The organism is Sediminibacterium salmoneum NBRC 103935, assembly GCF_000511175.1.
In the GTDB taxonomy this organism is placed as follows: domain Bacteria; phylum Bacteroidota; class Bacteroidia; order Chitinophagales; family Chitinophagaceae; genus Sediminibacterium; species Sediminibacterium salmoneum.
Genome location: NZ_KI866530.1, coordinates 3,091,331 through 3,102,038, shown reverse-complemented (window position 1 = coordinate 3,102,038; position 10,708 = coordinate 3,091,331). Strand labels below are relative to the sequence as shown.

12 protein-coding genes and 1 pseudogene are annotated in these 10,708 nt (G+C 41.3%); 4 read left to right on the top strand and 9 right to left on the bottom strand.

What is annotated here, in order from left to right; genetic code table 11:
- Window positions 1-118 precede the first annotated feature (118 nt).
- From P767_RS17260 to P767_RS0114375, 5 genes are read right to left on the bottom strand one after another with little or no spacing between them, the layout of a single operon-like run.
- The gene (locus tag P767_RS17260; RefSeq protein ID WP_051417373.1) at window positions 119-415 is read right to left on the bottom strand and encodes a protein-disulfide reductase DsbD domain-containing protein; all 297 of its coding nucleotides are present in this window, start codon (window positions 413-415) and stop codon (window positions 119-121) included.
- A gap of 29 nt (window positions 416-444) precedes the next feature.
- Window positions 445-570, bottom strand: a complete 126-nt coding sequence (locus P767_RS19025; protein ID WP_262506408.1) for a hypothetical protein — start codon at window positions 568-570, stop codon at window positions 445-447.
- Window positions 571-576: 6 nt separating this feature from the next.
- Entirely contained in the window at window positions 577-1,236 is a 660-nt protein-coding gene (gene purQ, locus P767_RS0114385; protein ID WP_026765091.1) for a phosphoribosylformylglycinamidine synthase subunit PurQ, read from the bottom strand.
- A 49-nt stretch (window positions 1,237-1,285) separates the two neighbouring features.
- On the bottom strand, window positions 1,286-2,269 hold the full coding sequence (locus P767_RS0114380; protein ID WP_026765090.1) for a hypothetical protein: 984 nt from the start codon (window positions 2,267-2,269) through the stop codon (window positions 1,286-1,288).
- A 9-nt stretch (window positions 2,270-2,278) separates the two neighbouring features.
- Window positions 2,279-3,883, bottom strand: a complete 1,605-nt coding sequence (locus P767_RS0114375; protein WP_157611555.1) for a hypothetical protein — start codon at window positions 3,881-3,883, stop codon at window positions 2,279-2,281.
- Between the two features lie 90 nt (window positions 3,884-3,973).
- Between P767_RS0114375 and P767_RS17255 the strand changes: the two are divergent.
- The 4 genes and pseudogenes from P767_RS17255 to P767_RS0114360 all read left to right on the top strand — a co-directional run.
- Window positions 3,974-5,274 (top strand): annotated as a pseudogene (locus P767_RS17255) (KUP/HAK/KT family potassium transporter); the annotation flags it as partial.
- Between the two features lie 12 nt (window positions 5,275-5,286).
- Window positions 5,287-5,958, top strand: a complete 672-nt coding sequence (locus P767_RS19195) for a KUP/HAK/KT family potassium transporter (RefSeq protein ID WP_407636329.1) — start codon at window positions 5,287-5,289, stop codon at window positions 5,956-5,958.
- A gap of 11 nt (window positions 5,959-5,969) precedes the next feature.
- Complete coding sequence (locus P767_RS0114365; protein WP_026765088.1) at window positions 5,970-6,758, top strand: alpha/beta hydrolase; 789 nt, start codon at window positions 5,970-5,972, stop codon at window positions 6,756-6,758.
- Between the two features lie 26 nt (window positions 6,759-6,784).
- On the top strand, window positions 6,785-7,591 hold the full coding sequence (locus P767_RS0114360; RefSeq protein WP_026765087.1) for an alpha/beta hydrolase: 807 nt from the start codon (window positions 6,785-6,787) through the stop codon (window positions 7,589-7,591).
- Between the two features lie 39 nt (window positions 7,592-7,630).
- Here the strand turns inward: P767_RS0114360 and P767_RS0114355 are convergent, their stop codons facing one another.
- Genes P767_RS0114355 through P767_RS0114340 form a run of 4 tightly spaced genes read right to left on the bottom strand, consistent with a single transcriptional unit; the run spans window position 7,631 to window position 10,656 of the window.
- On the bottom strand, window positions 7,631-8,542 hold the full coding sequence (locus P767_RS0114355) for a S66 peptidase family protein (protein ID WP_026765086.1): 912 nt from the start codon (window positions 8,540-8,542) through the stop codon (window positions 7,631-7,633).
- A gap of 3 nt (window positions 8,543-8,545) precedes the next feature.
- Complete coding sequence (locus tag P767_RS0114350; RefSeq protein WP_026765085.1) at window positions 8,546-9,577, bottom strand: S66 peptidase family protein; 1,032 nt, start codon at window positions 9,575-9,577, stop codon at window positions 8,546-8,548.
- The gene (locus P767_RS0114345) at window positions 9,577-9,762 is read right to left on the bottom strand and encodes a type II toxin-antitoxin system antitoxin (RefSeq protein WP_026765084.1); all 186 of its coding nucleotides are present in this window, start codon (window positions 9,760-9,762) and stop codon (window positions 9,577-9,579) included. Before P767_RS0114345 ends, P767_RS0114350 begins: the two co-directional genes overlap by 1 nt.
- A gap of 15 nt (window positions 9,763-9,777) precedes the next feature.
- Window positions 9,778-10,656, bottom strand: coding sequence for an SPFH domain-containing protein (locus P767_RS0114340; RefSeq protein WP_026765083.1), 879 nt, complete (start codon window positions 10,654-10,656; stop codon window positions 9,778-9,780).
- Between the last annotated feature and the right edge of the window lie 52 nt (window positions 10,657-10,708).

Sequence of the window (10,708 nt, the reverse complement as noted above, 5' to 3'; positions counted from 1 at the left end):
TGCCTCCCACGACTTCACACGCTGGGTTGAAAAAACAAATTGCACAGGTGAGTTTTCCTGTGCAATTCCCTGTTGTGCCAGTAAACTCAGTACCAGCACCCAAATGAATTTCTTCATATTATAATAACTTAATGTCAAATTGTTTTTTGGTTGGAGGCAGGCATTGCTCGTCGTCGCAAACCATATAGTTTACATATCCTGCTACATTGGTCTTGATTCCTGGCTTCACTTTCACCACCTGTGTGTACACCACTTTGCCACTGTAGAACAACACTTCCATATCGAAAATCTTATCATTGATTTTTTCCAGTTTCCCTTGTTCTTTGGGCTTGCCCTGGGGCTTTATCAATGGATTAGGGTTTAGAACAATCTTGGTTGGAACAGGACCTCCGCTTGGCATATTTTGTGAATACATATGCCAGGGCTTGGGGATATTGGCCGTAATTACCAGCTCGTAAATATCAGCTGTTTTTTCTTTGCTTCAAATGTCCATGACACCGGATCTTTTATCTGTGCGCTTACAGAACCCAGACTCATCAAAACAACCAAAACGCTTAGTAATTTTTTCATTTTTTCTTATTGAATAGACAACAATTCAAATACTTTCAATCCATCCAGGTTGTGCAGACTAGGTGATGTTGCACGTTCCGGATGCGGCATCATTCCAAAAACATTGTTTCCTGCATTTCTAATACCGGCAATATTTCGGGCCGCTCCGTTTGGATTGGCTTCTGCTGTAATATTACCTGCTGCATCAGAATAATGGAATAAAACCTGGTTGTTTTTTTCCAATTCGTCCAGGGTAGCTTCATCTGCATGAAATCTGCCCTCTCCGTGTGCAATAGGAATCTTCATGGCGCCAGTTGCAGGATTGGTTATATAAACGTTTTTACAGATAAATTGTTGATTGGCATTTTGTAAAAGCACACCGGGTAAAAGGCCGCTCTCACAAAGAATCTGAAATCCATTACAAACACCCAGCACTTTACCTCCGCGATTGGCAAAATCAATCACCGATTGCATCATTGGACTAAAACGGGCAATGGCACCACAACGCAGGTAATCTCCGTAGGAAAATCCACCAGGAAGTACAATACAATCTTCTGTTGAGAAAGCCGACAAATCTTTGTCTTTGTGCCATAACATAATCACTTCCTTGTTCAGGTCGTTCTGTAATGCATCCTGCATGTCTCTGTCGCAATTGGATCCCGGGAAAACCACCACCCCTAGTTTCATGTAATTTAGATTTAGGCACAAAGGTACAATCCAGAAAGAGAAAGAATGCCTAAAATTTAACGATTTGCCAATTATTGTACATAACTGCGGCCAAAAGCAGCCAGAATATCAAATTGGGGAAAAGCAATCGCCTGGGATAAGAAAAACCAGCCGCAGCAAATGGAACCACCGGCACCAGACAAAGCAGGGCTGCTTCAAATCCGGCATGATGAAATGCAACAGGGGCAATGGCCAGAATTAAGGTCATCACCAGCAGGGAAGACCAGTTCTTCCTCATCTGAATCACCAGTCTGCTGTTGAATTGCTGCCAGAAAAAAAGACCGATAAAAAAGCTGATCAGAAAAGCCGACAACCCAATCCATTCAGACTGCGTTAGCGGAGTTAGCTTTGTGGGAATTTCCAAATCTGGCAGCCAGTTACTGATCAGGGGTAACTGATTCGTTAAATACAATCCGGATGCCAGAAAATAATAAGGCAATACCATCCCCATAATCAGGGTAAACCATTCCTGTAATTTGAAAGCCCGCATGATACCCAGTGCAAACAAAACAACCGGAACAACCAATGCTGTAGGATGATAACAGAGTACCATAATGGCAACGAGTAATCCTATATTAAACAATAGTGTTTTGGGTGCGGGATTGTTGTAGAGTCTGGTTAATTTAATGTATATCCAGATCAGCAGAAAATTGGCCAGCAAAGCTGGTGAAATAACAGACCATTCCGGAAACAATCCGGTGAGCAACACATAAGTCATGGCCACGGTATAACTAGACTGTGGATACATTTTCTGTTCTGCCAGTAAAAAGTTTAGCCGTATGGCCTGTACCATTACAATGAGGATATACACCCAGAAAGCGGCTTCTCCCAGCAAAGGTTTCAGATAATGCTGCAACAGAAATCCCAGATAGCCAGTGTTCAAGTTAGCTTCTACCGGAACCGGTAAAAAGAAACCATGCGCGTGCACCAGCAAACTGAGCAGCAGTAAAAATAAAATATTAATAATCGATTTGTCTCTGAATAAAAATACCACGGACGCAAGTTAATAATCTATTTTGGCAAAACAGGTGAACCCCCTGTACATACAAGGAATAATCGCCTGTCTGGACCCGGTTTGCTTGGCATGTCTGGGCATGAAATCGTATCCTCTTTCCAGATTCTTAAGGGTTGGATTGCGGTCGATCTGTCCCTGAGGAGACATTGCCTGGTCGGTTAAAACATTGTTGCGTTTCTCCTGAATATTAAACAGAAAACGAATCTGGTCTCCTGAGTTCATTAAGCCATACCCAATATAATTATCGGTATTGTCGTCGAACTGGGTTTTACGTATTACATTACTCCACTCCATTTTTCCATCTGGTTCAAATGAAATGATGGCAATATTATCCGAGAAATACCGGGTAACATTATTTCCACCCATATTATTCATTCCCCAGGGCGATCCCCAGGGATAAGCATTGAAGCCGGATCCATAAGGATAGTAGCCACCGAATCCCATCCCCATCCCCATCCCAAACCCTGAACCAAAATAAGGGTTATATAAAGGACTCCGGTTCATCATATCCCAGCGATTGAAATTGTTTCCCCTTGAATTCATGTAGGCAGATTCTGCTATCATCATGAATCCACCGTCTCTGCGCAGAATAAGGTTCTTTAAATAAAAATCATTGAAAGCAGTCTTGGTAGACCCTTCTCCCTTTACATCTGCTCTGAATTCATCGGTAAAAACCGTAGTGGCATTCAGCAATTCAGTACCGTTTTTCTTGTCCCAGAGGGTATAGTACAAACCATCAATATTGCCTCTTTTCTGCTTACTGAAAAAAGAAGTAATCAGAATTTTTTTATTCAGGTTGTCAATCTTTATTCGGATATCGTCGAGAAACAGGTTTTTTACTTTTACTTCACTGATGGTGGGATTGATGCTGCCGAGTGATTTTATCACCAGACTCACTTTAATAACACTCTCATTAGCCGCTACCGAAGACTCTCTTAAACAAACCAGATTGCCCTCATTGTCTAAACCAAACTCACCCAGGTAATCGTTTCTGTCTGGCATGGGAACCGGAATCCTTACTTTCTCCAGCTGATTCAGTTCCTTATTGAATACACAGGAAGTAATCACGTGTTCTTTTTCGTTGCGGGTACTGATTTTAAATGCGCCCAGCTTCTGTTTGTCTTCGCTGTTAACAATAGTATAGATTCTGTTATTGGCCGTGTAGCCAATACCGGATGTAGTATCCAGCATGGTTACCTCCCCCATAATTTTTCCTTCCGGACCAATTTTGGCAGCCATTACATAGTAGATATTTCTTTGCTGATACTGATAAATAAAATAGGTAAAATCGGGATAGGCCAAGAAATCTGTTCCCAGTATTTTAGTTCTGGAAGGCAGAAAATCTGCTTTAACCTTTGCGCTCAATTTCATTTCCGAATCGTAAACGGAAAAGAAATGGTCGTCCCTGGCATTTTTATAAATCAGGAACTTACCGCCTATTTTACCAACCACTTCAAAATTCAACGTGCGGGGGTCATCCCGGTCTGGTTCAGAATAAACGATGCTCTGAGCAGACACGGATGCACAAGTTGCTAACATAGCCCATAAAAAAACAGAAATGACCTTTTCATACGCACTATCTTTATAGTTCAAATGTACGGTTTGTACCAATCATTTGGTTTATACAAATTACCCATACATTTGTTAAAGATTGATTCAATTTAATGCTTCAACGCTTCTTTTGTGAGTAAAAATATCAACAAAGTTACCGGTGCTGGTCTCTTGATTGCTTTAGGGATTATTTACGGTGACATCGGCACATCTCCTCTTTACGTTTTTAACGCGATTATTACCAACAGGGTTATTTCAGAAGAACTGATTATTGGTGCCCTTTCCTGTATTATCTGGACCATTACGCTGCAAACCACGGTGAAGTATGTATTGATGATTCTGAATGCAGACAACAAGGGTGAAGGGGGAACTTTTGCTTTGTATGCCCTGGTAAGACGAAGAAAAAATGGCTGGTTATTCCCGCTATGATTGGGGGTGCAGCACTGCTGGCAGACGGCATTATCACTCCGCCAATTTCGGTTACTTCTGCCATTGAGGGCCTGAAGGAATTACCTGCTATGCAATCTATTACAACAGACAGCATTGTTTTCATTGTAATCGGCATATTGGCACTTATCTTTTTTATGCAACAATTTGGTACCGCAAGTATTGGAAAATTGTTTGGCCCCATTATGACGATCTGGTTTACCATGTTGGCCATACTTGGACTGGCTCATATGGGAAATGAATGGTCCGTCTTTAAAGCACTGAACCCTTATTACGGCATTAAACTGCTGATTACTTATCCAAATGGTTTCTGGCTACTGGGTGCTGTTTTTCTTTGTACTACCGGTGCAGAAGCTCTCTATTCCGATTTGGGACACTGTGGAAGAGGAAATATCCGAATTTCCTGGATTTATGTAAAAATCTGTCTTTTACTGAACTACTTTGGACAGGGTGCTTTGTTGTTAAGTACACATAAAGGGTTGATGGTAAATGCAGCTAATAAAGCCCAGTTTGGAATCAATGCTTTTTACGACTTAATGCCACAGTGGTTTATCATTTTCGGAGTTATCATTGCCACTTCTGCTGCCATCATTGCCAGCCAGGCCATGATATCGGGTTCTTTTACCTTAATAAGTGAAGCCCTACGCCTGAACCTATGGCCCAAAATGAAAGTCAGATACCCTTCTGAAGAAAGAGGTCAACTATTTGTTCCCGGCATTAACCTGATTTTATTTCTGGGTTGTCTGGGTGTGGTTTTGTATTTCAGAGAGTCTTCCAGAATGGAAGCTGCTTATGGATTGGCCATTGTAGTAACCATGCTAACAACTACCATTTTATATTCCAATTTTTTAGTTCTCAAAAGAACCGCTTCTGTCTGGATTTATATATTCCTTGTATTCTATCTAATATATGAATCGGCATTCCTGGTTGCACTAATGGAAAAATTTGTGCACGGAGGCTATGTTACCTTATTGGTGGGCGGTGCTTTGTTTGCGGTTATGTATGTATGGTACAGAAGCCGTAAGATTAAAAACCGTTACGTAGAATTTGTTCGGCTGGAGAATTATATTCCAATGATTCAGGAGCTCAGCAACGACAAGAGCATTCCCAAATATGCTACTCACCTGGTTTACATGACCAGTGCCAACAATCACAATGAGATTGAGCACAAAATCATTTACTCCATTCTGAACAAAAAACCCAAGAGAGCAGATATCTATTGGTTTGTTCACGTAGATGTGTTGGACGATCCCTATTCCTGTGAATATACCGTTGAACATATTATTCCCAACGATATCATCCGTATTGAATTCAGACTGGGATTCAGGGTAGAACACCGCATCAATCTGATGTTCAGAAAAGTGGTGGAAGAACTGGTGAAGAACAAAGAAGTAAATATTACCAGCCGCTACGAAAGCCTGGAGAAAAACAATATTGTTGGCGACTTCCAGTTTATCGTGATGGAAAAATACCTGAGCCAGGACAACGAGTTACCTTTCTTCGAACGCATCATCATGAAACTTTATTTCTGGCTGAAAGAAATTTCATTAAGCGAGGAAAGGGGCTTTGGACTGGATCCCAGCAATGTTACCATTGAGAAATTCCCATTGATTGTGGCACCGGTTTCCAAGTTGAAACTATCCCGTATCTTTCCGGAAGGGGAAGAATAAAATCAATTCATTTGGGTACCGTTCTATTGTATGTATTAGGGGGTTACTTACTTATCGTAATCATAGGATACTTTATCCAGGAAAAACTCATTTTCAAACCCGAAAAATTAGCCCCTGATTTTGAATACAAATACGATGCTCCTTTTGAGGAATTGTTCTTTAATGTAGCACCCGGAGTTCGCATTAATGGGTTACATTTTTACGTTAAAGAACCCAAAGGGCTGATACTTTACTTTCATGGCAATTCCAGAAGCATCAAAGGCTGGGCAAAATATGCCAAGGATTTTTACCGCTTTCAGTACGATGTAGTACTGGTAGATTATCGCGGCTTTGGAAAGAGCACCGGAAAAAGAAGTGAAAAGGAAATGCTGGCCGATATGCAGTTTGTTTACGAACAACTCAAACTAAAATATCCTGAACACCATATGCTGGTATATGGCAGAAGCCTGGGCAGTGGATTCGCAACCAAAATAGCGGCAGACAATTCCCCTCGATACCTCATATTGGATGCCCCTTATTATAGTTTCATTAAAGTAGCAGAAAGATTTACGCCCTTTATTCCACACAAACTCACTTTGCGCTACAAATTACAAACCGACCAGTGGATCAGAAAAGTGAACTGTCATACTTATATCATTCACGGCACTAAAGACTGGTTAATTCCCATAAAACACAGCAAAAATCTGCAAAGACTGAACCCACATAAAATAACCCTGATCAGTATTCAGGGAGGCGGGCATAATAACCTGCCGGGTTTTGCAGAGTACCATAATTTTATCAGAGATATCTTAAAATATTAAGCAGGCAATCTGCTTACCTTTGTTCCGTGAAAAAAATTACATTCTTTTATTACCTGAAAATAGGACTTCTGCTCTATGCGTTAATTGGCTCTGTATTGTTTATTCTTCAGGATCATTTACTCTTTCACCCCAAAGCAGTGGAAGCAGACAGCAGCTATGGATTTACGCAACCTTTTCAGGAGTCGGTAATTCCGCTGGATGCCAAAACCCAGTTTCATGTAGTACATTTTACGGTGCCAGACAGCATACGAAAAGGGGTAGTATTGTATTTTCATGGTAACCAGAAAAATATTGGCCGATATGCTCCTTACGCGGAAAATTTCACCCGCAATAACTACGAAGTATGGATGATTGACTATCCCAAATTTGGCAAATCAACCGGAGAACTCACTGAAGAAAATTTGTACGAAGGCGCATTGCAATTGTATATGCTGGCTAAGATTCGGTTTAAGCCGGAACAAATTATTATTTACGGAAAGTCGATCGGAACGGGTATTGCCACCCAACTGGCATCTGTAAGGGATTGTAAGGCACTGGTGCTGGAAACACCATATTTCAGCATGAAGTCTTTGCTTGGGCGTTATTTATTCATGTATCCCCTGCAACAACTATTGCATTTTAAATTTCCTACTGTTGACTATTTACCCAAAGTAACAGCAGCCGTTCGTATTTTTCATGGTACTGATGATGGCGTTATTCCATATAGCAATGCAAAGAAATTAGAACCTCTATTGAAAAAAGGAGATGCATTCATAACCATACCAGAAGGCGAGCACAACAATTTAACTGAAAGCAAAATCATGCAGCAGGAGTTGAATAAACTCATGCAATGATGGGTAAATTTGAGCAAAAGGGTTAAGGCTAATTTTTTTCTACAGCTCCTTCATTGTAACAGACTGAGCGGATACATTCAAACTTACTGGTATACCTACTTTCAGCGCAACATTGGCTTTGGCATGACTTACCGGGAAATGAAAACAAACCGGATAATTGTATTCGGCAATATGTTCCTGAATAATTTCTTCGAGTTTTTTACCGAAAGGCCTGGTAGTGTCTTTGCATTCGGTAAAGCCACCGATAATCAACCCACTCAATTGCTTTAATACACCCGCACGTTTTAACTGAATCAACATGCGATCTATATTGTAGAGATATTCGCCTACATCCTCAATAAATAAAATGGCACCCCGGGTTTTATATAACAAAGAAGAACCTGCCAGATGTGCCAGCAGCGCAAGATTTCCGCCCACTAATACTCCGGTTGCCTTCCCCAATCTGTTTTTGGAATAGGACTTGCATTCGTATTGATTTTTCTTTCCTGTAAGGGCTTTTTGGAGCGACTGTACATAGGGCCCTTTTGCCCCCCCCTTATTAAAAGCATTGGCCATCGGCGCATGCAGGGATGCTATTTTGCACTTGCTGAATAAATAGGAATGTAATACGGTGATATCGCTGAAGCCAATGATCCACTTGGGCTGTTTGCGAAAAGCTTTGAAGTTGATTTGTTCAATAATACGCGTAACACCGTAACCTCCCCGTCCGCAAAGAATGGCTTTGATGGATGGCTCATCCAGCATGGCTTGCAATTCATCTCTTCTTTCTTCATCTGTTCCACTGAAATAGTTGCTGGAACTACTGCCCACTGTTTTCCCAATCAACACCTGAAAGCCCCACTGCTGAAGGGTTTTCACACAGGTTTTAATATTCATCGCATCCATGTATCCGGCCGGACAGGTAATGGCGATGGTATCTCCTTTTTTTAAATAGGGCGGGATGGTAATCATGGTTTAGATTTCTTGTAGTTCAACTTTATCGGGACCTACTGTTAAGCGATGTGGGATTCCCATTTTCAGTGCAAAATTATTTTTGATATGCCCTACCGGAAAATCAAAACAAACAGGATAATTGAAAGCTCCGACTTTTTCCTGTACAATCGTGTAAATATCTCTTCCGAATGGAACGGCAGGGTTGTCTAATTTAATATTGGTAAATCCACCAATAACCAATCCGCTCAGCTGATTAAGTTTGCCTGATCGCAGCAAATTGCAAAACATGCGATCAATATTGTACAAGGGCTCCCCCACATCTTCCAACACCAGTATTTTCCCTTTGGTTTCAATCATGGAAGCCGACCCATTCAGGTTCTCTAAAATTTTTAAATTGCCTCCGATGATTTTCCCTTCTGACGTTCCCAGGCGATTGGATGGAGTAACAATGGCAGGATAATTTACTTTTCTTCCTTCCAGTACATCCCTGATGGACAATATTGTTGCCTTTTGTATTTCATCAGCCAGCTCCCAGTCATTGGGGAAACTGCCGCACATTTTGGCATGGATACTGGCCACTCCCACCACCTGATGCAGATGACTATGCAGTACCGTAATATCGCTGAAGCCAATAATCCATTTGGGATGTTTTCTGAAATTTTTGAAGTTGAGTTGATCAATGATGCGCACCGTTCCATAGCCTCCGGTTGCACAAAGGATGGCATGAATATCCGGGTCGTCCATCATGCGCTGCAAATCGGCTGCTCTTTCTGTGTCTGTTCCGCCAAAAGTATGGTCGGTTTTACCAACCGTATCTCCTAACCGTACTTTATAACCCCAGGATTCTAAAATGATTTTGCACGGCTGTATGGTTGCTGAGAGTGCAAAACCTGCAGGACAAGTTATACCAATGGTATCACCGGGTTGCAGGTTTCGGGGTTGTCTGATTTTTCTGGCAGAACGTTCAGCAGCCATTGCATGCAGCGGTGCACCGAAAAGAGGCACCGACATCAATCCCATTCCCGCCATTTGTAAAAAAGAATTTCTCTTCATCAGGAACTTTTCTTGGGTTTGGTTTTTATAACAGTGCTTTCTTTTTTCCGGCCTGCCGCTTTCAAAGCCTGATCAATCAGCATTTCAATTTGACCATTGACACTTCTGAACTCGTCTGCAGCCCATTTTTCCAGGGCGGCATAGGATTGCTGATCAATGCGTAAAACAAATGACTTTTTACTCAAAACAATTCCTTTAGATTATTGATACAAACTGCCGGTATTCACCACAGGAGATGCTGCACGGTCTCCACACAATACTACTAGTAAATTACTTACCATCGCGGCTTTGCGCTCTTCATCCAATTCCACCATTTGTTTTTCGGACAATAAGTCCAAAGCCATTTCTACCATACCTACCGCACCTTCTACAATCTTACTTCTGGCAGCTACAATAGCCGTTGCCTGCTGGCGCTGTAACATAGCTTGTGCAATTTCAGGCGCATAAGCCAGGTGACTGATACGGGCTTCCTTAATAACAATACCTGCTTTGAACATGCGCTCGTTCAATTCAGACTCCAGCATTTCTATCACTTTTTCTCCACCATCCCTTAAGGTAACAGCAGCATGCTCATCTTCAATGCTATCGTATGGACAGGTAGATGCCATATGTCTTAAAGCAGCTTCACTTTGGTTGGTCATATAGTTCGAGAAATTCACCACATCGAAGCATACCTTGTACGTGTCTTCAATCTGCCACAAAATAACAGCAGCAATTTCAATGGGATTACCCAGCTTGTCGTTCACTTTTAGCTTAGTACTTTCCAAACTCTGCAAACGCAAAGAGACTTTCTGTTTGGTATACAAAGGATTTACAAAAATCAATCCATTGTCTTTTACAGTACCCACATACTTACCAAAGAAGGTAAGTACTACACTGGTATTGGGTTGCACTACCACCAATCCTAATAACAAAAAGAAGGAAGCAATAAAATCAATAACCACGAACCAGATCAACATTGTTCTGGTTTGGTCCTCAGCTTCCTTAAATTGGGTTATTGCATATATGCCTGCAGCCACCATAACAGTAACCAGTAATAAAACCAGAAACCCTTGTGCCGCTTTAATGGTCTTTTCCATAAAATTTATTTTGATATTAATTTGATATCAAATATACATCCAATTCTGAAAT